Here is a 22,563-nt window from a genome sequence, read left to right as displayed (position 1 = left end):
GTTTGTCGGCCAATAAGCAACAGCTGAGGACTTTTCCACGCGAAACAGGTAGGGTGCGCAAAATCAAAGTGCCATCACTGGACCGCGTCGCAGGTTTTCATGGAGTTGTACACGCAATGAGTTGCTGGACCGTCCTTGGCCTTACGGCCGACGCCGATACGCGCAGTATCAAACGCCAATACGCTGCCCTGCTCAAACAGACCCGCCCGGACGAAGACGCCGAGGGCTTCCAGCGCCTGCGTGACGCCTATGAGCAAGCCCTGAATTACAAGGAATGGGCGCAGGCCAGCGAGGACCACGGGGCTGATGAAGACGCCTGGGATTTGACCGGTCTGACCGTAGTCGAAGTCGATGCCTTGCAGCAGGCGACGCGCTCGCTGGCCGACACCAGCCTTGCACAATTGCAACAGCGCCATGCCCTCGCCGTTGAGCAGGGTTGCGCGCATATCCTCGAAGAGACCCTGCTGCAGCATTGCATCGAGCACCCGGATACATCGGCGCCGATGGTCGATTGGGCGGTGCAGACGTATCACTGGTTCAGTGCCTGGCAGCGGCTGGAACTGGACGAGGAATCCATCGAACATTTGCTCGATCACCAGCGGGAACGCATGACTCGACCGCTGCGTGATGCCCTCGAACGTGAGGACAGTGCGGCCTTTTTGCAGGCCTACGCACAGTGCGCGCAATACCTCTGGCTCGACGCTGAAGTGCACCGGCAGTGGTTCAACCTGTTCCTCAGTCGATTGCTACTGGACTGCGAATACTGGTCTTCCGCTATTTTCGAGCAGGTTTGTGCGGGCCAGGGCTGGCATTCCGGCCCGGCCAACCGTTGCCCGAAAGATGAATGGAAACGTCTGGTCGCGCGCCATGAGGCTCCGATTTTTATCGCGCAACAGCGTCAACTCGCCGAAGAGCCGCCCGCCACCGCCGAACACCGCGCCGCCCGCCTGCTGCTCGGTACTGGCCCGTTCAGCCAGCGTCGAGCATTGGCCCGGCGCCTGCGTGAGAAAGATTGGGAGCATTGCCGACATTTGAGTTCGGCGCTGTATGCCAATCATCCGAAGGTCTGCGCGGAATTGCCCGGTGGCACCGCGTTTTTCTGGCGCGACTGGGAACTGAAACGCGGCGAATGGCCGACCTACGTTGGCGTGGTGCTGGCCTGCCTGATCGGTGCATTTACTCATTTCATCCCGCTGGGGCTGCGCGTCACCGGGCTGATCAATATCGTCATGACCTCAACAATCGTGTTTGGCGTGATCGCTGCGGGCATCAACTGGCTGACGCACGAACTGGCGCACACCCATTGGCTGCTGGATGACCGCCTCAGCGCGCGGTTGTGGCCGGGTTTTGCCAAGGACGCTGCGCCGTTCGGCGTACTGCGCGATCTGATTCCCTGCGCATTGATGGTGGCCGGGCTCAGCTGGTTTTTCGGCCCCATCGCTGGCGTCGTTTATGCGGCCACGCTGGCCAGCGTGGGTTTGATTCGTCGCCGTCAGGTCAAGCCACACACGTCCTGGGAAAAGACCAACCTGCCGGTGAAAATCGGCCTGACGCTACTCGGCGTTGTCACCCTGGTGCTGGTACTGGGTGTGTTCAAAGTGGCCGCCAGCCAAGGCACGGTCAATCGCAATCAGGGCCTGCAACCCTGGGCGGAGCGTTTGTGTAGCCGGTTGCCGGCGAGTTCTTTCGATTGCGGCGCCCCGGCCACCCGCGAGCAGTGGTATCCCGCGGAGGCAAGGCCATGACGTCGAGATTCATGTTTGTCAGCGGCGTAGTGGTCGTTCTGGTGGTGATGGGGCTGTCGAGCGCGACCCGACCGTTCCTGAAGCTCGACCTGTGGCTTGATCAGCGCGACTCAGTGGTGACCGCACAGGCCAATGCGTTGAGTCCGATCATTGCATGCGTCAACCGTGTCGATGTGCACTGGCGCAACGCCTACGACAAATTCGAGCGTCCGCGACCAGCAGGTAATGCATTCGATAGTTATCTTGCTGAGGCTCGGGATTTCGACAACACGGATGCGTACACCGTGCAGAACATCCAAAAGGATCTCTGCCTCAGTCATATCAACGAAAAACTCGAACTCTTGGCCTATCAGCCAGTGCTTTCGCAAAAAGTCCGTGACTACGCGCAAGCACTGCAGGGCGCGGCGGTGATCTTTACGCCGGAGCGACTCGACAGAAGTGCGAACTTTTATGCCACGCCGCTCGCCCGGTTGTCACAGGGCTCGGAGCAAATCCAGGCCGCCAGCAATGCCTACATCAACGCATCGACAGCCTTGCGAGAGGAACTGCTGCCACTTGATGTGGCACAGCGCTCCGAGCAGCTCAAGCTGCTGGAAGCGCGGGTGGGCAGGGAGATTCATTGGTCTCTGCTGGCGTACATGATGCAAGCCCGGGAGACATTGGAGCTGCTCGAAGACGGGATGAAACACCGCACCCTGACCCCGCAAGCCGTGGCCGATACCACCGCCGATCTGCAACAGGCGTGGAATCGTCGCGCGCCCTTCATCGCTCTTCGCGAGGGTGGATTTCGAAACAAGGACGATGACGCGCGGGAGCTGTGGCGGCACATCAGTGCGCCAGCGCAAAGCTATCTCGACGCGCTGAACACCCTGCATAAGGACTGGCAGAACCACGCCGAACCGCAACGCTTGAGCGACGATTACTACGCCGTCACCCATGGCTACGACGCCCTACTCAGCCAATACAACCGCCAGGCACGCGCCAATTTCTGAGGGTGTGCACAGGCCGGACGGTCCTCGCGGACAATCCGGCCTCGTGCGCTTACTTGGCTTTCTTGAGCTTCAGATACGACTGACGCAGGTCTGAGGCCCAGCCATCAATGACGGGTTTGACGTCATTGGTGCTCATTGCCTGCGAATCATTTTCCAGTGGCTTGCCGGTGCCTTTGCGCACCACTTGCGCGACGACCTTGTTATTCGCGCCATCGAGGAACACCGCTTCGGTGGCCAACGTAGTTTCCTGATCACGAATACCGCTGGCGGTGCTGACCGCAGCGGCGACCAACGCAATCGGAATTACCTCGTAAGCATGCAGGCCTTCGGTGGAGCTGCTCACGGCGGTGATTGCCGCACGCACCACAATCACGCCCGGGCCAGGACCGGTGGCCAACGGCAAGTCTTTGCCGATCTCACGCTTGAGCGCCTGATCGTAGTAGGAAGTGATGCCATTGAGGGTTTGCTGGGAGATTTTCGCGGTCGGTTGCGGTTTCGGGTAGAGCTGAGTCGGCTCGATGTACACACTGGTGAATTTCCTGACGTCGACCTTCGGATCGATCCAGCGCATCACCTCGGCACCGGACGGGGATTTGGCCTCCTTGAGCTGGCTGTAGTCTTTGAGGAATCCTGAGTACTCTTTCGGGTCGACGGTTTTGCTGGAACAACCTACCACTGCGAGGGTGGCAAAACACAGTGTGCCCATCATCACTGCTAGCTTCATGCTGTAACTCCTGTCAGAAGGCCGAAAACTTTGCCCGGGGGAATTACAGGTATAGCTAAAACTTCAGTAATTGCGATTGCACAGCACAATATTCACGCAAGGCTGCGCGGAGGATCACAAGCGTCATTTGAAAGACGTCGAGCATCCGGCAACGCTGCATCGAGCTCTTGGCCATTGGTGAGCTTCAAGAATCCGCTGCACTGGAACAAGCTGAGCTAGAACGCCCGCAAGTGCTGTTGCAGGGGTGGAAGAAGATGAACATGGGCGATCCGGCGCTTAAGTGACCGGCTGGAAATTGTCTTCCCTCACCCTAGCCCTCTCCCAGAGGGAGAGGGGACCGATTGGGGGATATTCAAGAGTTCCGCCGACTTGAGCGAGTGCCTTTGAATCCATAATCGACTCGGTCTTTCACGTCGGTGCAGGACGCCAGACAACTCGGTCAGTCCCCTCTTTCAGAGGTAAATAGAGGGGACCGATTCGGGATGATTCGAGAGATACACCGACGTGACCGGTTGGCTTTGAATCCATAATCGACTCGGTCTTCCACGTCGGTGCAGGACGCCAGACACCTCGGTCAGTCCCCTCTTTCAGAGGTAAATAGAGGGGACCGATTCGGGATGATTCGAGAGATACACCGACGTGACCGATTGGCTTTGAATCCATAATCGACTCGGTCTTTCACGTCGGTGCAGGACGCCAGACACCTCGGTCAGTCCCCTCTTTCAGAGGTAGATAGAGGGGACGATTGGGGGAGATTCGAGAGATACACCGACGTGACCGATTGGCTTTGAATCCATAATCGACTCGGTCTTCCACGTCGGTGCAGGACGCCAGACACCTCGGTCAGTCCCCTCTCCCTCCGGGAGAGGGTTAGGGTGAGGGGCTTTTCAGGGGTTCACCCCGTTACCAGGACGAAGTCTCACCACTGCGCAACGCCATCTCCCGCCGACTGTTGATGTGCATCGCCTTGATCAGCGACACCGTGCCCACCAGCAAAATCGCCGCCCCCAACAGGAAGTCGATGTTGTACAGCTGGAAGTCCTGCACCGGCCCGATCAGCAGCACCCGCACGATCGCGGCGCCCAACAGCGTGGCAAGGAAGTCGATCCCCGGTTCATTGCGGTAAAACACCAGCAGTAACGGCAGGCACAACACCAACAGCAGCAACAACACCACCACCTTGAACGAACCTTTGCGCTCGACGCTGAAGGCACATTCGTGCGGCCCGTACGCCTTGTAATCCTCGTCGCGGATCATCGAGGTTTTCTCGTTGATGTAGTCGACGCGGTTGTACTTCTGGATCGGCGTGAAGGTGTTGGACATCTCCATCAACGTGGTGATGTTCTTGAAGCGCAGATCAATGCGCTCGCTGCCCTTGAGGTAATAAAGCACCGGTTTATAGCCGTAGCGATAAGTGTCGAAGGGGAATTCGGTGACCTGACCCTGGACACCGATCGGCCGTGGTTCGAGTTCGGCGTAGGCACTTTTATTGGTGGCGGAAAGGTTGCGGCTCAGCGGCTGCACCTTGACCTGCTCAAGGAAGATCGGCGTGACGCCGTAGGACCATTGCAACGGTTCCAGACGCAGACGCAGTTCGTTGCGGCTGAGGTCGTAACGGTTGAAGGTGCGTTCCGAAACCACCAGGGAACCGCTGAGCATGAACTCGCCGCGCAGGTTGTTGGTGACGCGCAAGGTCAGTTGGTCCTTGCCCAGCAACGCCGCTTCCGTGGATGGCGGCGTGCCGCACCACGCGGTGCTTTCGCCGACACCGCCGAGTTGGCCGTCGCGGTTTTCCTTGAATACATAAAAGTAACTGGCCCACAGCGTCACCATTAACAGCAACGCTGTGAGGCCGAGGATTTTTTTGCCCGGACTCACTGATCAGACTCCCTTCTTCGGTTCCATCGTCCAGCCGAAAACCCGCTGGCGACGGCGACTCTACCAAAAGGCCACCACTCACCCAAGGGAAAATGCCCGATTCAGGAGGTTTCTAGGGGTTTCCCCGGTGTACTTCGAAGAACAAAAGATCGCAGCCTGCGGCAGCTCCTACACGGGATCCACTGTAGGAGCTGCCGCAGGCTGCGATCTTTTCAAGCGTCAGCGCCGTCGGAACAACGGACGTGGTTCGATGACTGAGCGGCCGTAGAGCACGCTCATTCCGGCCAATCCTTTCAGCGCATCCTCAGCCGATTTGTCCTCACGCACCGCGAAACTGTCGAACCCGCACTGGCGCATATGGCTGAGCTGATCACGCAAGACATCGCCAATCGCGCGCAACTCCCCTGCCCAGCCGAACCGGCTGCGCAGCAGATACGCCTGACTGTAAGCACGCCCGTCGCGAAAGTTCGGGAAATCCAGGGCGATCAGTGGCAACGAGGCCAACCACGGCACCAGGCTTTCAACCTCATCGTCCGGGCCAAGCCACACCGCATGAGTCGACGGTGATTCCAACCAGTGCGTCAGCGGCAACATCAGCAAACCTGCAGGCCTTGGCGTCGATGGCTCACGCACTAGCGTCCACGGATCGTCCGTCACTATTCGCGCTACGCCCTGCTCCAGCCGCAACAAATTATTCATACCGCCTCCAGCGTTTTCGGATAAACCCGCTCTTTGAACGGCTCCAGGCCAATCCGCGCGACGGTGTCGACAAACAGTTCCTCGTGCTCGCGATAGCGCACAAACGTACCGATGATCCGCTCGATCACCTGCGGCACTTCCGCAGCACTGAACGACGGGCCGATGACTTTGCCCAACGCGCTGTTTTTGCCCTGGGCGCCGCCGAGGGTGATCTGATACCACTCGCTGCCGTTCTTGTCGACGCCGAGGATGCCGATATTGCCGATGTGATGGTGACCGCAGGCGTTCATGCAGCCAGAGATGTTCAGGCTGATATCGCCGAGATCATGCAGGTAATCGAGGTTGTCGAAGCGTGCCTGAATCGCCTGGGCAATCGGGATCGATTTGGCGTTGGCCAACGCACAGAAATCGCCACCGGGGCAGGCAATGATGTCGGTGAGCAGGCCGACGTTGGCGCTGCCCAGGTCGTGTTTGCACGCCAGTTGCCACAACGCATAGAGGTCGGTTTTCGGCACATCGGGCAAGACGATGTTCTGCTCATGGGCGATGCGAATCTCGCCAAAACCGAAACGCTGCGACCAGTCGGCCACCGCCAGCATCTGCACAGCGGTGACATCCCCCGGCGGCGCCGCCATGCCCGGTTTGGTCGACAGCACCACGCTGGTGTAGCCCGGCACCTTGTGCGGCTGCACGTTGCGCGCGACCCAACGGGCAAACGCCGGGCTTTCGGCCAAGCGCGTGCCGAAGTCCAGATCGGTGTCGGCCAGGGTGTGATAAACCGGCGGCACGAAGGCGCTGGCGACCCGCTGATATTCGGCTTCGGTCAACTGCGCCGGGCCGTCCTTGAGATGCCGCCATTCCTCTTCGACTTCCTTGGCAAACGCCTCAATGCCCAGTGCCTTGACCAGAATCTTGATCCGCGCCTTGTACTTGTTGTCACGTCGACCATGGCGGTTGTACACCCGCAGCACGGCCTCAACGTAGGACAGCAAATGCTGCCACGGCAAGCCTTCGCGGATCTGCAAACCGAGAATCGGCGTGCGCCCCAGACCACCGCCGACGATCACTCGCAGAAGCATCTGCCCATCGCGGCCGGGGTAAAGGTACAGACCGATGTCGTGCATCATGATTGCCGCGCGATCCTGCTTCGCCGAGCAAATGGCGATCTTGAATTTGCGTGGCAGAAACAGGAATTCCGGGTTGATCGTCGACCACTGCCGCAGAATCTCGGCCAATGGGCGCGGGTCGATCAACTCGTCCGCCGCGACCCCGGCGAACGCCTCGGTGGTGATGTTGCGCACGCAGTTGCCGGAGGTCTGGATCGCATGCATGTTGACCTGCGCCAGACGTTCGAGGATATCCGGCACGTCGCTCAGTTCGATCCAGTTGAACTGCATGTTCTGCCGCGTAGTGAAGTGACCGTAACCACGATCGTAATCGCTGGCGATACTCGCCAGCGTGCGCATCTGTTCGGCGCTCAAGGTGCCGTAGGGAATCGCCACGCGCAGCATGTAGGCGTGCTTCTGCATGTACAGGCCGTTTTGCAGACGCAGCGGCAAAAACTCCTCTTCGCTCAATTCCCCGGCCATGAAGCGCTCGACCTGATCGCGAAACTGCGCAACACGCTCGAACACCAGCGCCCGGTCGTAATCATCGTATTGATACATGCCTGCCACCTCATCAGTTATTCCTGTGGGAGCGAGCCTGCTCGCGAATGCGGTGTGTCAGGCAACTGCATTGTTGGCTGACACACCGCATTCGCGAGCAGGCTCGCTCCCACAGTTTTCTTCAGAGCACTATGACGAAGCAGCGCAGCGCGTTACAGATTCACCTGAACTCATAAAAACCATATCAGGGCGCGGCAGAACGCCGCAGTCAGCCCTTTAATCTGATCCGCACAAATCAAAGATTCCTGAGCCTGTTTTGTTTCTGGCGGGGTTTCTACAGTGCAACTCATGCCAGACCGGGTGGCCTGGCAAGACTTTGCAACCGTGGATGAACTGACCATGAGCACAGCAACAATCGGACAGGCTTATAACTACAAGGTCGTCCGCCAATTCGTCATTGCCACAATTTTCTGGGGTGTGGTGGGCATGGCGATGGGCGTGTTGATCGCCTCGCAACTGGTGTGGCCAGAGATGAATCTGGACCTGCCGTGGACCACCTTCGGCCGACTGCGACCGCTGCACACCAGCCTGGTGATTTTCGGTTTCGCCGGCAGCGCGCAATTCGCCGCCAGCTACTACGCAGTGCAGCGCACCTGCCAGGTGCGGCTGTATTCAGACAAACTCGCCGCGTTCACCTTCTGGGGCTGGCAATCGGTGATTGTGGTCATGCTGATCACCCTGCCGCTGGGGTACACCACCACCAAGGAATACGCCGAGATCGAATTCTCCGGCGCGGTGTGGATGGCTGTCGTCTGGGTCGCTTACGCCATTGTGTTTTTCACCACCGTGGTGCAGCGCAAGACCAAACACATCTACGTCGGCAACTGGTTTTTTGGTGCGTTCATCCTGGTGATCGCCATGTTGCACGTGGTCAATCACCTGTCGATTCCGGTGGACTGGTTCAAGTCGTATCCGGTGTATTCCGGCGCCACCGATGCGATGGTGCAGTGGTGGTACGGGCACAACGCGGTGGGTTTCTTCCTGACCACCGGGTTCCTCGGCATGATGTATTACTTCGTGCCGAAACAGGTCAATCGGCCGGTGTATTCGTACCGGTTGTCGATTGTGCATTTCTGGGCGCTGATCACCCTGTACATCTGGGCCGGGCCGCACCATTTGCATTACACCGCGCTGCCGGACTGGGCGCAGTCGCTGGGCATGGCCATGTCACTGATCCTGCTGGCGCCGAGCTGGGGCGGGATGATCAACGGCATGATGACCTTGTCCGGCGCCTGGCATAAGTTGCGCACCGACCCGATCCTGCGCTTCCTCGTGCTGTCGCTGGCGTTCTACGGCATGTCGACCTTCGAAGGGCCGATGATGGCGATCAAAACCGTCAACGCCCTCTCCCACTACACCGACTGGACAATCGGCCACGTTCACGCCGGCGCGTTGGGCTGGGTGGCGATGATCACCTTCGGTGCGACTTATCACATGGTGCCCAAAGTGTTTGGCCGCGAGCAGATGTACAGCACGCCGCTGATCAACCTGCACTTCTGGCTGGCGACCATCGGCACGGTGTTGTACATCGCTTCGATGTGGGTCAACGGCATCACCCAGGGCCTGATGTGGCGGGCGATCAACGAGGACGGCACGCTGACCTATTCATTCGTCGAGGCGCTGCAGGCCAGTCATCCGGGGTTCATCGTGCGCTTTGCTGGCGGGGTGTTCTTCCTTACCGGGATGTTGCTGATGGCCTACAACGTGTGGCGTACGGTGCGGGTGGCCGACGTTGCACTGGCGCGCAGTGAAGCGCAGATCGCCTGAGGCAGGGAGCCGCTCGTGATGGAGATTTTCTTTGATGTGTTGGGCGTGATGTTTCTGTGGCTGGCGGTTGAGTACTGCTTGCGACGGGAGACGGCGGACAGCCTGGATGAAGCGAGTATGGTGCCGTTTGCCGATGATCCGGAGGTGGCGCGGCGGGTGGAGCTGGCTACCGGGAAAACCGTGAAAGCGGTGGCGCCGGAGGTGGCGAAGCCGGGGTGGGTGAATCTTGATATGTGAGGGGTGTCAGTCGGGCAGCCCTCACCCTAGCCCTCTCCCAGAGGGAGAGGGAACTGACCGAGTTGTTTGTTCAGGGCACGTCGACCTGCAATATCTAAGGTGAATGCAATCTCACAAACAATGAAGATCGGCTCCCTCTCCCCCTGGGGGAGAGGGAACTGACCGAGTTGTTTGTTCGGGTTACGCCGACTTGAAATATCTAAGGTGAATGCAATCTCAAAAACAACGAAGATCGGCTCCCTTTCCCCCTCGCCCCCTGAGGTAGAGGGAACTGACCGAGTTGATTATTCGAGTTACGTCGGCCTGAAAAATCCAAGGTGAATGCAATCTCATAAACAACGAAGATCGGCTCCCTTTCCCCCTCGCCCCCTTGGGGGAGAGGGCTGGGGTGAGGGGGTAGCTCTTGATCTTAACTACGATCGCGAGGAATCAGGCTCTGCAACTGCTGGGCGAGGAAGTTGGCGTCAAAGGCAAACGTATCCGGATCCTTCAGCCCATTAGTCTTGCGCCACTGCCACGTGCCGTCCGGCAATCCCACCAGCGAAATGCTGCCATACCGCGCCGCCGTCAGCCCCATCACCGCAAGCGAAATCTGCCCCGCGCTGCCCATCACATCCGGCACGAACTCCACCGGTTTGCCGGCAATCACGATGCTCAGTTTCTCGGTCTTGAAGGTCGATGTTTCCACCGGTGTACTCGGCCCGAACGCGACATAGGCCTCGCGACTCACCTCCAGCAGATTCGGCGCCTGCACCGGCTCCAGCCATTGCTGAATATCGGCGAACAGCGCGGTAATCCGCGTGGCCCAAGCAGCCGATTGCGTCTCGAACAGTTGCTTCTTGTGCGCTTCGCTCTCGGCGTAATGACGAAGCATCTCGCCCAGTTGCTGTACATCGTCCATAGCGGTGTTCCTCGGAAAGGACCTGCAATACTCGATAGTGGCAGATACCAGCCGCTACGTACGATTAAGCTGCAGCAAGCCCGACGCAGCACCATGACACTTGGGTGAAACTTCAGCAGTACAGTCACTTGCTGCTGGCATCGAAGCATGAAGAAAAGGAAACTCCGGGCAGACCTGAACGCTCGACACTGTCATTTGCCTGAGGACATCCAATGCGCACCATCGGCCTGATCGGCGGCATGAGCTGGGAATCCAGCGCCGAATACTATCGACTCATTAATCAGCAAGTCCGGGATCGTCTCGGCCCGTTGCGCTCCGCGCAGTTGCTGATGCACAGCGTCGATTTCGGCCCTGTCGAACAGGCCCAGCACGCCGGGCGCTGGGACGATGCGGCGGCAATTCTGGTCGATGCTGCGCGCAGGCTGGAAGCGGGAGGCGCGGAATGTGTGGTGCTGTGTACCAACACCATGCACAAGGTCGCCGAGCAGATTCAGGCGGCGATCAGCATTCCGTTCCTGCACATTGCCGAACCGGCCGCGCAGGCTGCCCAGGACATTGATGCGCGCACCGTCGGTTTGCTAGGCACGGCGTTCACCATGGAACAGGACTTTCTCAAGCAACGTCTGGTCGCCAAGGGTTTGACCGTATTGGTGCCGGACGAAACAGAGCGTAAGGATGTGCACCGGATCATCTACGACGAACTTTGCGTCGGCGTGATCAATGAACAGTCGCGACAAATCTATCAGCGGGTGATCGAATCCCTCACCGCGCGTGGCGCGCAGGCGATCATCCTCGGCTGCACGGAAATTGGCATGTTGATCAAACCCGAACACAGCGCCCTGCCCCTGCTCGACACCACCGAACTGCATGCGCAGTCGGCGGTGGCGTTCGCGCTGGGCGCCTGACTCAGGTTTTCGGGCGAGTGCGCAGGCGGGCCATGCTCAGGGTGTCGACCCATTGCCCGTCGCGCACCGCGTAATCGCGGAACAGGCCTTCGTCCTCGAAACCGAACTTGCGGTAGAGGCCGATGGCCGCTTCGTTGTCGGCATAGACCGTGAGTTCGACACGGTGCAGATTCATCCAGTTGTCGGCAACCTCCAGCGCCGCCGCCAACAGCGTCGAGCCCACGCCTTTGCCCTGCCACGCCACCGCAACGCCCATACCGAAACTGCCAGCGTGCGCCCGACGCATCCGCGAATACGCCTCCAGCCCGAGGTTGCCGATCACCACGCCCTGATGCAGCGCAACCAGCTTCACCGCCCGTTCGTTGTCCGCCAGCAGGCGCTGGCGCCAGACCTCAACGGACTGAAACGGCATCTGCAGCACCTGCCGCGCCACGGCCGGGTCGTTGTAGAGCGCAGTGATACCCTCGATGTGGGATTCGTTGAAGCGTTCGAGGTGGATGGCGGGGTTGTGGTCTGGCATGGCGGATCCTTCCTGGATCGATGAGTGGCCGTCCACTCTAAACCGCTGAACACCTCATCTGCCATAGGTGAACACTTGTAGGAGTGAGCCTGCTCGCGAAAGCGGTGTGTCAGTCAACATTGATCAATCTGACACACCGCTTTCGCGAGCAGGCTCACTCCTACAGAGGAATGCATCAGGGCTGGAACCATTCGTGACGTTCATTGAAGGTGTGGTGGATGAGGTCGGTTAGGGTCTGCACTTCGGCCACATTCTGCGAATCGGCATTGACCGCCAGCCATGCCTGCAATTGCATCGGCTCTTTAAACAACCCCGGCAGCGCGATCAGGCCCCTATCAAACCGGCTCATGTACGCCGGCAACAACCCGATGCAAGCGCTGCAACGAATCATCTCCAGCATCAACTCATAAGACTGCATCTGCACCACCCCGGCCAACCGCTGTTCAACCAACTCATTCCACGGACGAAAACTGTCGATTTGCCGATCATGCTGCCATTGCACCAGCATGAAGTCGGCGAGGTCGTCGGGGGTGTCCGGGCGGGCGGTGACGCGGGAGTAGCGTTTGGCGATGTGTGGCAGGTAGTCGAGGCGTGCCAGCGCTTGCGGCTCGCTGGTGGCGAAGGTCGGTCCGGGGTGTGGGGTTGCGCCGTGGGCGAGCCAGAGAACGATGTCGGCGCTGACGGCACGCAGGGACAACTCGCTGTCCAGCGCGATGATTTCCAGGCGTACGCTGGCGTTGCGCCGCAGCAGCGCGATGAGGTCGCGGCCGAGGATGTCGTGGAGGATCGATTCGGCGACGGCGAGGCGGATCAATGGTTGCTCGATCACCGGCAGTTTGCGTTCGTTGGCCAGCGCTATGAGTTTGGCCTGTAGCTGTTGGCCTTCGCGAGTGAGGCTCAAGGCGCTGCCCTGAAAGCTGAACAGGGTGTGTTGCAGTTCTTGCTCAAGCTGGGCCAGTTGTTTGCGCAACAAGGTTGCGCGCACGTTGAGGCTGCGCGCGGCTTGCATGAAGCAACCGCAGCGGGCGCTGACGAGGAAGTATTGCGCGACTTCGCTGTCAATGGTCGCAGCATGTGCGAGCCACGGTTCGCTGTGGTCGTGCGGCCAGTGGTAATCGTGGTTGCCCTGTCGTCCTGCGGGTTCGGTGAATGACATCGATGACTCCCTGTCGATCTTTGTATTTTGCTGGCTTCCAGCACTTTTAACTATTTCTGAACCCAGTGGAGATCCTGTGGGAGCTGGCTTGCCAGCGATGAGGCCGGAAGATCCAACATCATGGGTGACTGATAAGCCGCCATCGCTGGCAAGCCAGCTCCCACAGGTCACTCAGTGAAGGTGAAATCAGTGTTTTTCCTCCAGGACTTTATTGAGCTCGGCGCCGTCGATGCTCAGCGTGGCGGTGTTGAGCATGCCGTCCAGATAGGCTTGGGCAATCTGTTCCTGGCGTTGCGCCCGCAAGGCCTGGGTCAGTTGATCGCGCAGTTCGTCGAGGGTCGCCAGACGCGCCGGTTGTTGCTCGGTGAGTTTGATCACGTGGAACCCGGCGGCGCTCTGGACGGGATCAGAAACCGCGCCAACCTTGAGCCGCGCCACTGCACCACGCACCTCCGGGACCAGTTGCGGCAACGGTTGCAGGCCCGTATCGCCGCCGCGTTCAGCGGTGACACGATCCTGTGAATACTGAGTGGCCAGTGCGGCAAATTCCGCCGGCGTTGCCTGAGCTTTCTTGCTCAATTCAAGCGCCTGCTTGCGCACCGACTCAAGATTCTGCGGATCATTCACCCCAAGGAAAATCTGACTGACCCGATACAACGCCGGCGTCTGCCAATTCGCCTTGCCTGAGTCATAAGCCTGCTGCAACTCAGCCGCACTCGGATAATCCGCCGGCACCTCACTGACCGAACGCAAGTAATCACGGAACACGATCTGCTCAGTCGCTGCCCGGGTCTGCCGCGCAACCTCGGGACGCTGCGCCCAACCCTGCGCATCAGCCTGCTCCAGCACCGCTTTCTCGGCCAGACGCGTGCGAATCCACCGTTCCAGCGCCTCACGATTACCGCGCAATTGTTCGCGGGTTTCCGGCGGAACTGTAGCCAGCAACGCCTGAAGTTCCGCAGGGGTTACCTGCTGATTACCCAACCGCGCCACCGCCGGCCCCGTTGCAACCGCCGTCACCGACGACGATTGCTGGGCGGCGACCGGGTCACTGCCCGGCCGCACCACCAGCGCCACGGCCACCACCAACAGCGCCACTGCAGCAGCGCTGATCACCATGGCAGGCTTTTTCACAGCGCGACTTCCTCTTGCTCGGCGACAGCCACTTTCGCGGTGGATGCTTGCGCAGCTTGAGTGAAATCACGCAGATAAACGATAAATTCCTGCAACAGGCGATCCCACAATTCCAGGTTGCCGCGCAGGTGATCGTTGCTCACGCCCGCTGCCACGACCACATCCATTTCCATCACCAGAAACTCGCCCTGCAACGACAAACGCGCAAAACGACGGCTCGCGTTCCACTGCTCGGCCACACCCTGTGGCAACTCACCCTGCACCCGCAGCGCACAGCTGAAAGTGAAATCGACGTAACTGCCCTGCTCCACCGCCGGATTGCCGAATCGCACGGCGTAACCAATGCCCTGACTGGCGCTGAGCAACTGAACAATACCGTTCTGCTCGGTTTCGTTGACGCGATAACCCGCAGCTTGCAGGACTTCGGTCAGAGATTTTGGCGATACGTGGCTGATCAATTGAGTCATTACTTCTTCCTTGTCTATCAGTGCGTGAGCGCGGCTTGCGGCGCGTCGAATTGAGTCTTGTAGAGGTCGTCGCCAAACCCCTGGGCCAGTTCATCGAACTTGACCCGGGCGCTGCCCGCGAAGGGCTGGCGGATCTTCATCACCTCGGCCACGTCGATGTTTTCGTAGGCAGTGAGGATCTGCTTGGCGACGCCGTACATCTGCTGATTCTTGACTGAACATTGCTGCACTTGTGTGTCACGTTCAGCCAATTGCGCTTGAAGCTTAGACCGTTCTGCTTCTTTGGCACGGGCCAGCACCAGCAACTCGTCATAGGCCTTTTTGAACTTGCCGGTCTGCTCGGCACTGGCCGCTACTTGTGCCTGCGCCTGGCTGTGCAGGCTCTGCTGCTGCCCGGCCAGTTGCTCGGCGACGCCTTTGGCCTTGGCCAGCTCAGCGCTCAATTGCTTGATTTGCGCCTGCGCAGCCTTGACCTCGTTCTGCGCCGCCAGTTGCGCGGCGCTGGCCTGGGCCTGCTGACTTTGCAGGGCCTGCAACTGTTGCGTGGTGCTGCGCAATTGCGTGCGCAGGCGCTCTTCCATGCCTTCGGCATTCACCCCGGTGGCAATCAACAGCCCGAGCCCGAGCAACACAAATCGCGTTTTCATAACCCTCTCCCGGCGCCTTAGAAGCGCGTGTTGATCTCAAGCTGCAAGACGTCGATGTCGAACGGCGCGCCGTACACCGCTTCGGTACTCATCCAGCGACCGGTCGCGTAAACGTTCTTCGCCAGACCGTAGTTGCCGCCGATGAAATAACCCTTGGCGTTGGTGCCGCCGAGGTGGAACGACGAGTCGTTGAAGCCATCCGGCAAGGCATCCGGCTGGATGTACTTGTAGCCAGCGAACATGTTCCAGTCGCCCTGCTTTTTCAGGTCCAGCGCGCTGCCGAGGGTGAACTGCACCATCCACGCATTGGCGCCGCTTTCAATGTCGCCGTTGCTGTCGAGGTTGTTGACGATCTGCCCGGCCGAGCGCTTGCGCATGTCGCCTTCGTCGTAGGCGAGGTTGTGGATGTAGTTGCCCTGGCTGCGCAGTTTGAAATCTTCTGGCAGGTCAGCATCCCAGACCATGTTCAGATCAAGCAGGTTGAATTCCGAAGCGAGGCCAACAAACTGCGGCTGCGGCGTGGTGGTCGGGTTGAGCGGGTTCGGCGTGATGTCGCGCAGCAGGAACACGCTGTTGCCCTTCTGCATGAACGCTGCGCGGCTGCCATCGCTGTCGCAACCTGGCGCGCCGGCCCACGGTTCGCAAGGGCTGGAGCGCTGGCCTTGAATGTCGTCGAAGCGGTAGTACGCCAGTGCGCCTTTCAAGCGGTTGTTGCTGTTGATCGCCCACTTGGCGCCGATCTGCGCGCCGTACAGCCACTTGTTGTCGCTCTCTTCCTTGTCAAAGCCGTTGCTGCTGGCGGTGTCGTTGGTGTAGTCCACCGGGAACGCACCGACGGTGCCGAACACACCCCAATCGCGGTTGAGCTTGTGGTCGAAAATCGCTGCCACGCCGTCGAAATTCAAATCGTTGGAATAGAGCATGTCGGTGGACATGAACGGGTTGGCAAAGCGCCCGCCGGTAAGGGTCAATTCATCCGTAGGCTTCCAGTTGAGGTAGCCCTGATCGAGCCAGATGTCCTTCTTGGCGAAACCGCCGCCGAGGTTTTGCGTGGTCGACACCGGGTTGTTGTCCGAACCGGTGCCGATACGAATACCGGCGGTCCATTGCGGCGAGATCTCCGCTTTCATGCCCAGTCGCGCACGAATGCGGAATTGGTTGGTGCGGTCTTCGCGGGTGTTGAGCAGCGGCGGCAGATTGGTGCTGCTGTTCGGGTTAACGTCGTACGGGCCATTGTTGTTGAGCTTGGCGAAGTCGACGATCTCGTTGCTGTTGCTGTCCGAGTAGTAGCGCGATTCGTTGCGCAAGCGAATGTCGCCGTCGAAACTGATGCGCGCAGCCCATTCCGGGAAGCTGTTGGGCGCGGCCCAGTTTTCCTGTTTGGCGGTGGCCATGACTTCGGCTTTGACCTGGTCGCGGATCTGGTCGCGCACCGCTGCCGGCACGTATTGCACTCGGACGTCGCCCGGCGCAGCGACCGGCCCGGCCGCGACTGCGGTGGATGCGGCGGCCTGTTTGGCCTGGGCCGCTTCGTTCTGCGCCTGAGCGATCAGCGCGTCGGCCTTGTCCTGTTTCAGAATGCCCTGCTCGACCAGCAAGCGGATCAGATTGATCGTGGCGTTCTCCGAGGGCGCAGGCGCAGGCGCTGCCACGGCCTGACCGACCAGGGTCGCAATGACCATGCCGACCGCCAGGGACAATCGATTCACGTTGGAAATCATCTGCACACAACTCCTTTTGGCAAAGCGTAAATAAGTGAATTAACCCGGACGCCGCCCTTGCAGGGACAGGCGCACAGGCAAAGTGATGGAGGCCGGTGGCCGTTCGCTCAGCGCCGGGGCACCGCGCAGCGCCGCCAGCACCTGGGTATCGATTTCGGGATTGCCGCTGGACTTGATCAGCTCGACCCGGGTGATCTCGCCAACGCTGCTCAGCCAGACATCGGCCTGCAGCGAGAACGCGAGGTTGCGCAGCTCAGGGTTCTCACGGAGCAAACGCTGGAAGGTGAACGCCAGAAACTGGCTGTACGTCCCCGTGCCCAGACGCCCGCCGCCGGTCCCGGCCATGCCGCCGCCCTTGCCCGCGCCAATGTTGAAAGCGTCGTTACCGGACTGCGCATCGCCGTCCATTTGCATCGGATTGGCCAGATCGTCCGCCGGTGATGGCGGTGCTTCTTCCTCGGGCTTGACCTCTTCCGGTTCCGGCGTTGGCTCGGGCTCGACGACTTTTTCTTCGACCGGGGTTTCCGGCTCCGGCGGTTTTTCTGGCGGCGGTGGTGGCGGAGGTGGCAACGGAATGATCGTTGGCACCTTCGGCGCTTCGCGGCGGATGCCGCTCATGTCGTTGGCCCACTGCCACAGAAACCACGCAGCGAGCGCGCCGATCAGCAAGCCGGCGCCCCACTTCGCGTAACGCAGCGCTGGCTTTTTCACCGGCAGCGGCTCGATCGGGAGTTGTGCGGTCATGACTCAGCCCTGACTCGGTTTGCCGGTCACAAGACCGACCTGGGACAGTTCGAGCCGGCGCAACAGATCCAGCACTTCGATGACTTTCTGGTATTGCACCGTGGCGTCGCCGCGCACGATCACCGGGAAATCCGGGCTCTGCGCTTTCTCGATGCGCAGGCGCTCTTCCAGTTCGGCCAGCGTCACCGGGTAGGCATCGAGGAACACCTGGCCGCCGTCGTTAACCGAGATCGCCTTGGTCTTGGCCTCGGACAGTGACACCGAAGCGCTGGCCTTGGGCAGGTTGATCTGGATCCCGGAGACCTGCGCGGTGGCGGTGAGGATGAACATCACCAGCACCACCATCAGCACGTCGACCAGGGGCGTGATGTTGATGCTGTCCACCGCGGCATCGTCATCATCGTCGTGGGAGGCATTTACAGACGCCATGTCAGTGCTCCTCAGGCCGGTACGGAGTGGTTGGCGTGATGGCCGCGATGCGACGCTTCACTGAACTGGCTCTCGCCGTGCATCTCCGCCAGACGGGTGATGAACTCGTCGACGAACACGCGCATGTCGGCGCTGACTTCCTTGTTGCGGGTGATCAGGCGGTTGTAGCCAAACAACGCCGGGATCGCGACGAACAGGCCCATGGCGGTGGCGAGCAAAGCAGCAGCCATACCGGGAGCGATAGCGTTGATGTTGACGTCGCCGGCCATCGCCGTGCCGAGGAACACCACCATGATCCCCAGCACGGTGCCGAGCAGGCCGATGTACGGGCCGCCGGCGATGGCGTTGGACAGGGTCGAGAGTTTCGAACTCAGTTGCTGGTTTTCGCGGGTGCGCACGCCGTCCATGGAGCAACGAATGGCTTCGATGGTGGCCGCTGACACCGACGAGGTATCGGCGCCCTGCTCGCGACGGGTGCGGATCTCTTTCACCGCTACCAGATACAGACGCCACAGCGACGAATGCTGCAGACGTTGGGCGAGTTGCGCGTCGTCGGCGAACATCTCCAGACGCGTGCCGACTTTGGCGAACTGCACGCGGAAATCTTCGTTGGCGGCAGTGACACGGCTGAGGCTGCGGTTCTTGCGCAGCATGATGATCCACGACTGGAACATCATCAGCACCAGCACGGCGATGATCACCCAGGCGTCGATGGGCACGGCGTTGAGCAGGAAACCGAGGCTGCCGAAACCGAAACCGGACTGTTCTTCGTCGACACCGTAAGCCACCAGTTTCGACTCGGCACCTTGCGAGGTGGCATCGGCCAGCAACAGCGCTGCCGGACGTGACACTTTCGACAGGCGCAATTCATCGATAGCGCCCACGAACGGCTGGAACGGGCCTTCGTGCACGTCAGCGCCGATGGCCATGACCGAATTGAAGGCCGGCATCGCCTGGGCAAGCGTGGCAGCTTCGCGACCATTGATGAACAGGGTCACTTTGGAACCTTCAGCAGTCAGCGCAACGTGCTGCCATTGGCCCGGATTCAGCGCTTGCGTGGCGACGGCGCGTTGGCCATCGATCTCCACAAACGGCACGCCTTGGTTTGCTCCGATCAATAGACTGTTGGCGCCTTCGCGACGGGCGAGAATCAGTTGCTCGCCACTGGCCTGATCAAGTCGCAGCCAGGCACTGAAGGTGAATGCGCTACCAGCGTTGTGTTGCAGCGAAGGACTTGCCGGCAGCAGCAACGGCTGGCCGCTGAACTGCAAGGCGCGCCCTACTACACCGTCAATCGCCGCGCCGGTCGCGCTTTGTGCGGTATTGCCGTAGGCCGTGGTGTCTTTGGCCGGGGTGCCGGTGGCGCCGTCGAAGTGATACAGCGCGGTGTAATTCGGGTCAAAGGTCAGCTGGCCGTTGCCGGTCGCCGGGGCCTTCTGATTGCCGTAGTACATCCAGATGTCCTGGCGCTGACCGCCCTCGACATTCGGTACATCGACCCAGATCAGCGCCATGCCCATCAGCGCATCAAAACTTTCGACCTGGTGGTTGAGCACGGTTTTGTCATCGGCGGCGACAAAGCGCAGGTCCGCGCCGTCCTCTTTCACCCCATCGAAGGTGAAGTTGCCGGTGTGCAGGCGCACCAGCAGCGCAGTGCGGCCAAGAGCCTGATTGATCGCCGCACCTTGCGGCGTGGTGTCGACGGCGATCTGTTTGCGGTAGTGCCAGTCGTCCTGCCACCAGGCCTGAGCCGTGGCCGGGAGCACGAAGCCCAGGCAGATCAACAACGAAAGGAAGAGGCGCTGCATGAACGTGCTCCTTGTCAGAAAGTGGCTTGAAGGTTGAAGTGCAGGCGCGATTCCTGCTTCGAGGTGTTCGGCCCTTCGAGTAACGGATAGCCCCAGTCGAGGCTGCCGGACAGCCATTTGCTCAGACTGGCGCGAGTGCCGAGGCCGACGCTGGCCAGGGCGTAATTGGCGTCCTGATCCGGCAGTTCGTCGCGCAGGTAAAGTTGTGCGCCTTCGGCAAAGGCATAGAAGCGCCAGTCCTGCATCCACGTGCCGGCGTACTTGGCCAGCGACGGCGTGCGCAGTTCCTGGCTGAGCAGCAAGCCGTCATCACCGGTGCGTTCGGCGGCCAGATAGCCGCGCACCGAAGTCGCGCCACCGGCGGAGAATTGTTCATTGGAAACCAGTGGCCCCGAGGCCAACTGGAAAGCGGCTTTGCTCGCGCTCTGCCAGTCGCTGTCGAAGGTCCAGGTGTAGTTCGTGTCGCCCTTGAGCACGGCAAAACTCGGTTTGGCGCGGTAGCGTTTGTAGTCGAAGTCTTCGTCGGAACTGCCGTAGCCGAAAATGCTACGAGTGGCGGCTACCAGGCTCAGACCGAGGCCGAGCTGGCTCTTCTCGGTGTAGCGATAGCCGTTGTAGGCGAAGGTGAACGGCGCATATTGCAACGGGACTTTGTCGCTCTCACCGGACAGGGTCAGGCGTTCGTCGAAGTCCTTGAAGTCGATGCCGGCCGACAGCGAGTTCGACCAGTTGCCGCTGGAGGGCAGCGTATAAATCGCCGAGACGCCATAGGAATGGCCCTTGCCGAGCACGTTGCTGCCACCGATGGTGGCGACGTTGCTGTCGGACTGGTAACCGGAGAACTGCACGCTCCAGCGATCCGTCAGCGGCGCGGTATACGAACCCGACCAGACCTTGGCGTTGTCGGTTTCCTGCGGCGCGGTAAAGTAAGTCAGGTTGATGCTGTGGCCGAGTTGCCAGAGGTTGTTGTAACCGAGGCTAGTGACCGTGCGCAGCTTCTCGGTGTCGGCGCTGTAATCGTTGTTGAGGCCAACACTAGCGGTCCAAGGGTTCTGGTCTTCGACCTGCAAATCGACGTCCATGGTGCCGGGGCGCTGACCTTCGCGCACCAGCGGCATCACCTGTCGGCCCGGGGTTTTGTTGAGCTGTGCGAGTTCGCCCTGAACCTTGGCGAAGTCCGGTACCTCGCCTTCTTTCAGCGCCGGGACGTCGTCGCGAATATCCAGCGGCGAATAGTGTTTGGCGCCGACCACACGCACCCGGCCGACCTTGGTTTCGCTGACTTGCAAGTAGACGATGCCGTCGGCCACCGCTTGCTCCGGCAGCTCGACGAACACCGATTGATAGCCACGCTCCTGATAGGCCTTCTGCAAGGCGTCCCGCGCGCCTTCGATATCCGTGAGGGCTTTTTGCGGGCCGAGAAACGGGTACACCGCCTCTTCGATCGCCCGTGCATCGAGCACGGTGTTGCCGCGCACGAAGTATTCGTTGACGTCGACCAGACGCTGCGCCGCCGCGTTGTTGGCGGCCTCCTCGGCCAATGCCGGCTGCGCGCCCGCCGTCACCAGCAGCCAGCCCCACAGCGCCAGCCGTGACTTGAAAATCGGTTCCACACTACCCCCTGAATTCGCGATGACCTGTTGGCGTTTCGAACGCCGCGTGTATGGCGTCAATTGCTGGCTGTCGAGGCGCAGGCGTGTTTGCCCAGCCACGTGTGCAAAAGCGCGAAGTTCAGCGAGAACTCGGGCATTTGCAGCAACGCGCCGCAGAACACTTCGCCGATGATTTTTTGAATGAGCAGCACCGCGCGCGGCTCATTGAGCAACGTGGCGATGTCGCGACTGAGGGCGTTGAAGCTCCAGACTTTCTGGTTCAGGCCCAGGCCAACGAACCAGCGGAACAACAGGTTGTAATTGAGCTGTTCATACAGTTGCTGCTCGCTGGGCACCGAATACAGCAGTTGCAGAAGCAGAATGTGCATGACCGTTTGCGCGGGGATCAGCATGCCCGGCTCGGCATTGAGGTCGTGCAGGAGGTCGCGGTGGGCGTCGAGCAAGTCGTCGATCTGCGGGCGCAGCAACACCAGCGAATGGCCCGGCGGAATGTAGCTCGACACCTCTTTCAAGGCGCCCTGCCAGTCATCCTGCGAGACAATCCAGACCCACGGCGCGCCGTAGCGATACACCGAAACCGGCTTCTTGCGCGCGGCTTCGACGATCTTCGACAGGCGTTGATCGAGTTCCTGCATGCCCACTTTCGAGTAGCGTTCCATAGTCCCCATTGCCTCACTCCCGGCGTCCCGCCTCGGCTTGTGAAAAGCGCCCCGTTGGGCCCCTCAAGCGCGTTACATAGGCATGACCGGACTGGCGATGTGCTACCGAACTTTTGTCATAAAAGCTTCATTACAGAATTTGGCAATGAG

Annotated in this window: 21 protein-coding genes; 5 read left to right on the top strand and 16 right to left on the bottom strand. The window is 60.3% G+C overall.

Features of this window, described 5'->3' with window-relative positions; all coding sequences use genetic code 11:
* Window positions 1–116 precede the first annotated feature (116 nt).
* Window positions 117–1,745 carry a J domain-containing protein gene (locus CKW26_RS26230; RefSeq protein WP_095050712.1) on the top strand — a complete coding sequence of 543 codons (1,629 nt, stop codon included), beginning with the start codon at window positions 117–119 and terminating at the stop codon, window positions 1,743–1,745.
* Window positions 1,742–2,737 carry a DUF3829 domain-containing protein gene (locus tag CKW26_RS26225; protein ID WP_095050711.1) on the top strand — a complete coding sequence of 332 codons (996 nt, stop codon included), beginning with the start codon at window positions 1,742–1,744 and terminating at the stop codon, window positions 2,735–2,737. Before CKW26_RS26230 ends, CKW26_RS26225 begins: the two co-directional genes overlap by 4 nt.
* Window positions 2,738–2,786: 49 nt before the next feature.
* Here the strand turns inward: CKW26_RS26225 and CKW26_RS26220 are convergent, their stop codons facing one another.
* The 4 genes from CKW26_RS26220 to CKW26_RS26205 all read right to left on the bottom strand — a co-directional run bounded on the left by CKW26_RS26220 (window position 2,787) and on the right by CKW26_RS26205 (window position 7,705).
* Entirely contained in the window at window positions 2,787–3,461 is a 675-nt protein-coding gene (locus CKW26_RS26220) for a DUF3313 domain-containing protein (protein ID WP_077572687.1), read from the bottom strand.
* 903 nt (window positions 3,462–4,364) lie between these two features.
* Window positions 4,365–5,339 carry a hypothetical protein gene (locus CKW26_RS26215; protein ID WP_095050710.1) on the bottom strand — a complete coding sequence of 325 codons (975 nt, stop codon included), beginning with the start codon at window positions 5,337–5,339 and terminating at the stop codon, window positions 4,365–4,367.
* A gap of 219 nt (window positions 5,340–5,558) precedes the next feature.
* Window positions 5,559–6,038, bottom strand: coding sequence for a DUF934 domain-containing protein (locus tag CKW26_RS26210; RefSeq protein WP_095050709.1), 480 nt, complete (start codon window positions 6,036–6,038; stop codon window positions 5,559–5,561).
* Window positions 6,035–7,705: a nitrite/sulfite reductase gene (locus tag CKW26_RS26205; protein ID WP_095050708.1), complete on the bottom strand. Its 1,671-nt coding sequence runs from the start codon at window positions 7,703–7,705 to the stop codon at window positions 6,035–6,037. Before CKW26_RS26205 ends, CKW26_RS26210 begins: the two co-directional genes overlap by 4 nt.
* A 339-nt stretch (window positions 7,706–8,044) precedes the next feature.
* Between CKW26_RS26205 and ccoN the strand changes: the two genes are divergently transcribed.
* Both ccoN and CKW26_RS26190 read left to right on the top strand, forming a co-directional pair.
* Window positions 8,045–9,472, top strand: coding sequence for a cytochrome-c oxidase, cbb3-type subunit I (gene ccoN / locus CKW26_RS26195; protein ID WP_095050758.1), 1,428 nt, complete (start codon window positions 8,045–8,047; stop codon window positions 9,470–9,472).
* Between the two features lie 18 nt (window positions 9,473–9,490).
* Complete coding sequence (locus tag CKW26_RS26190; RefSeq protein WP_095050707.1) at window positions 9,491–9,709, top strand: CcoQ/FixQ family Cbb3-type cytochrome c oxidase assembly chaperone; 219 nt, start codon at window positions 9,491–9,493, stop codon at window positions 9,707–9,709.
* Window positions 9,710–10,118: 409 nt separating this feature from the next.
* Here the strand turns inward: CKW26_RS26190 and CKW26_RS26185 are convergent, their stop codons facing one another.
* Window positions 10,119–10,610 carry a hypothetical protein gene (locus tag CKW26_RS26185; protein WP_095050706.1) on the bottom strand — a complete coding sequence of 164 codons (492 nt, stop codon included), beginning with the start codon at window positions 10,608–10,610 and terminating at the stop codon, window positions 10,119–10,121.
* Between the two features lie 212 nt (window positions 10,611–10,822).
* Between CKW26_RS26185 and CKW26_RS26180 the strand changes: the two genes are divergently transcribed.
* A complete protein-coding gene (locus CKW26_RS26180) occupies window positions 10,823–11,515 on the top strand; it encodes an aspartate/glutamate racemase family protein (protein WP_095050705.1) in 693 nt (230 codons plus the stop codon).
* A gap of 1 nt (window position 11,516) precedes the next feature.
* On the opposite strand, the gene CKW26_RS26175 is transcribed toward CKW26_RS26180, so the two are convergent.
* The 11 genes from CKW26_RS26175 to CKW26_RS30595 form a co-directional block, all read right to left on the bottom strand.
* Complete coding sequence (locus tag CKW26_RS26175) at window positions 11,517–12,035, bottom strand: GNAT family N-acetyltransferase (protein ID WP_095050704.1); 519 nt, start codon at window positions 12,033–12,035, stop codon at window positions 11,517–11,519.
* Between the two features lie 175 nt (window positions 12,036–12,210).
* Complete coding sequence (locus tag CKW26_RS26170) at window positions 12,211–13,191, bottom strand: LysR family transcriptional regulator (protein ID WP_095050703.1); 981 nt, start codon at window positions 13,189–13,191, stop codon at window positions 12,211–12,213.
* Window positions 13,192–13,377: 186 nt separating this feature from the next.
* On the bottom strand, window positions 13,378–14,325 hold the full coding sequence (locus tag CKW26_RS26165; RefSeq protein ID WP_095050702.1) for a peptidylprolyl isomerase: 948 nt from the start codon (window positions 14,323–14,325) through the stop codon (window positions 13,378–13,380).
* Window positions 14,322–14,792 (bottom strand): YbjN domain-containing protein, encoded by a 471-nt coding sequence (locus CKW26_RS26160; protein ID WP_095050701.1) that lies wholly within the window; start codon window positions 14,790–14,792, stop codon window positions 14,322–14,324. The genes CKW26_RS26165 and CKW26_RS26160 overlap by 4 nt, the downstream gene beginning before the upstream one ends.
* A 17-nt stretch (window positions 14,793–14,809) precedes the next feature.
* Window positions 14,810–15,439 carry a DNA repair protein gene (locus CKW26_RS26155; RefSeq protein WP_095050700.1) on the bottom strand — a complete coding sequence of 210 codons (630 nt, stop codon included), beginning with the start codon at window positions 15,437–15,439 and terminating at the stop codon, window positions 14,810–14,812.
* A gap of 17 nt (window positions 15,440–15,456) precedes the next feature.
* Window positions 15,457–17,160: a putative porin gene (locus tag CKW26_RS26150; protein ID WP_095050699.1), complete on the bottom strand. Its 1,704-nt coding sequence runs from the start codon at window positions 17,158–17,160 to the stop codon at window positions 15,457–15,459.
* Window positions 17,161–17,199: 39 nt separating this feature from the next.
* Window positions 17,200–17,904 carry an energy transducer TonB gene (locus CKW26_RS26145; protein ID WP_007915486.1) on the bottom strand — a complete coding sequence of 235 codons (705 nt, stop codon included), beginning with the start codon at window positions 17,902–17,904 and terminating at the stop codon, window positions 17,200–17,202.
* Window positions 17,905–17,907: 3 nt separating this feature from the next.
* Window positions 17,908–18,333: a biopolymer transporter ExbD gene (locus CKW26_RS26140; RefSeq protein WP_003201710.1), complete on the bottom strand. Its 426-nt coding sequence runs from the start codon at window positions 18,331–18,333 to the stop codon at window positions 17,908–17,910.
* An 11-nt stretch (window positions 18,334–18,344) separates the two neighbouring features.
* The gene (locus CKW26_RS26135; protein WP_095050698.1) at window positions 18,345–20,141 is read right to left on the bottom strand and encodes a DUF2341 domain-containing protein; all 1,797 of its coding nucleotides are present in this window, start codon (window positions 20,139–20,141) and stop codon (window positions 18,345–18,347) included.
* 14 nt (window positions 20,142–20,155) lie between these two features.
* Entirely contained in the window at window positions 20,156–21,754 is a 1,599-nt protein-coding gene (locus CKW26_RS26130; protein WP_095050697.1) for a ShlB/FhaC/HecB family hemolysin secretion/activation protein, read from the bottom strand.
* Window positions 21,755–21,810: 56 nt separating this feature from the next.
* Window positions 21,811–22,422 (bottom strand): transposase, encoded by a 612-nt coding sequence (locus CKW26_RS30595; protein ID WP_080750810.1) that lies wholly within the window; start codon window positions 22,420–22,422, stop codon window positions 21,811–21,813.
* Window positions 22,423–22,563: the final 141 nt, after the last annotated feature.

This window comes from Pseudomonas sp. Irchel s3h9 (genome assembly GCF_900187475.1).
Classification (GTDB): Bacteria; Pseudomonadota; Gammaproteobacteria; order Pseudomonadales; family Pseudomonadaceae; genus Aquipseudomonas; species Aquipseudomonas neuropathica.
The sequence above is the reverse complement of the archived record's forward strand: the minus strand, read 5'-3'. Positions and strand labels throughout refer to the sequence as shown.

Excerpts from the sequence above, each read along its gene's own strand:
- CKW26_RS30595 (WP_080750810.1), bottom strand. The coding sequence starts at position 22,422 with ATGGGGACTATGGAACGCTACTCGAAAGTGGGCATGCAGGAACTCGAT.
- CKW26_RS26225 (WP_095050711.1), top strand. The coding sequence starts at position 1,742 with ATGACGTCGAGATTCATGTTTGTCAGCGGCGTAGTGGTCGTTCTGGTG.
- CKW26_RS26185 (WP_095050706.1), bottom strand. The coding sequence starts at position 10,610 with ATGGACGATGTACAGCAACTGGGCGAGATGCTTCGTCATTACGCCGAG.
- CKW26_RS26145 (WP_007915486.1), bottom strand. The coding sequence starts at position 17,904 with ATGACCGCACAACTCCCGATCGAGCCGCTGCCGGTGAAAAAGCCAGCG.
- CKW26_RS26180 (WP_095050705.1), top strand. The coding sequence starts at position 10,823 with ATGCGCACCATCGGCCTGATCGGCGGCATGAGCTGGGAATCCAGCGCC.
- CKW26_RS26135 (WP_095050698.1), bottom strand. The coding sequence starts at position 20,141 with ATGCAGCGCCTCTTCCTTTCGTTGTTGATCTGCCTGGGCTTCGTGCTC.
- CKW26_RS26230 (WP_095050712.1), top strand. The coding sequence starts at position 117 with ATGAGTTGCTGGACCGTCCTTGGCCTTACGGCCGACGCCGATACGCGC.
- CKW26_RS26175 (WP_095050704.1), bottom strand. The coding sequence starts at position 12,035 with ATGCCAGACCACAACCCCGCCATCCACCTCGAACGCTTCAACGAATCC.
- ccoN (WP_095050758.1), top strand. The coding sequence starts at position 8,045 with ATGAGCACAGCAACAATCGGACAGGCTTATAACTACAAGGTCGTCCGC.
- CKW26_RS26190 (WP_095050707.1), top strand. The coding sequence starts at position 9,491 with ATGGAGATTTTCTTTGATGTGTTGGGCGTGATGTTTCTGTGGCTGGCG.
- CKW26_RS26140 (WP_003201710.1), bottom strand. The coding sequence starts at position 18,333 with ATGGCGTCTGTAAATGCCTCCCACGACGATGATGACGATGCCGCGGTG.
- CKW26_RS26150 (WP_095050699.1), bottom strand. The coding sequence starts at position 17,160 with ATGATTTCCAACGTGAATCGATTGTCCCTGGCGGTCGGCATGGTCATT.
- CKW26_RS26220 (WP_077572687.1), bottom strand. The coding sequence starts at position 3,461 with ATGAAGCTAGCAGTGATGATGGGCACACTGTGTTTTGCCACCCTCGCA.
- CKW26_RS26155 (WP_095050700.1), bottom strand. The coding sequence starts at position 15,439 with ATGAAAACGCGATTTGTGTTGCTCGGGCTCGGGCTGTTGATTGCCACC.
- CKW26_RS26210 (WP_095050709.1), bottom strand. The coding sequence starts at position 6,038 with ATGAATAATTTGTTGCGGCTGGAGCAGGGCGTAGCGCGAATAGTGACG.
- CKW26_RS26170 (WP_095050703.1), bottom strand. The coding sequence starts at position 13,191 with ATGTCATTCACCGAACCCGCAGGACGACAGGGCAACCACGATTACCAC.
- CKW26_RS26160 (WP_095050701.1), bottom strand. The coding sequence starts at position 14,792 with ATGACTCAATTGATCAGCCACGTATCGCCAAAATCTCTGACCGAAGTC.
- CKW26_RS26205 (WP_095050708.1), bottom strand. The coding sequence starts at position 7,705 with ATGTATCAATACGATGATTACGACCGGGCGCTGGTGTTCGAGCGTGTT.